Source organism: Terrisporobacter petrolearius (assembly GCF_020748185.1).
GTDB lineage: Bacteria > Bacillota > Clostridia > Peptostreptococcales > Peptostreptococcaceae > Terrisporobacter > Terrisporobacter petrolearius.
On record NZ_JAHZMO010000199.1, the window covers coordinates 1 to 438 of the forward strand.

The following is a 438-nucleotide window of genomic DNA, read 5'->3' on the forward strand; positions in this document are numbered from 1 at the left end:
ATTTTTATGAAAACTAAGGTGTTATTGAGTCAGTTTTCCAAGCATCAAAACATAATTCTTGCACAACATAATATAGAAGCAGCAAGAAAACTTCAATTCTATTATTAAAATAATTTAATAAGAAAGAGGTGTTTTATGCAACTTAAAAATTTTCATTTTAAAGATAATACTTTAAGTAAAAAAACCAACTTAGCTAAGTCAAAATTTACAATTGTTTTAACATTTTTATTTTTATTATATTTTTTCTCAAATAATTTAATTTATGCACAAAATTTACAAAAAAATGAACCTGAATATTTAATACCAATTGGAAATGTACTTCAAATTGATGCAGAATTAAAAAATATCATAGTTAGAAACCCTGGAGAAGCATCTCCATTTAGATTAGGTGATGCTATAGTAAAGGTAAATAATGCTGAGGTTGATGGATATAGTGAT

The 438-nt window shown here is 24.0% G+C and carries 1 pseudogene; it reads left to right on the top strand.

Annotated elements, in window-relative coordinates:
• Nucleotides 1–135 precede the first annotated feature (135 nt).
• Nucleotides 136–438: pseudogene (locus K0040_RS20305) on the top strand (SpoIVB peptidase S55 domain-containing protein); the annotation flags it as partial.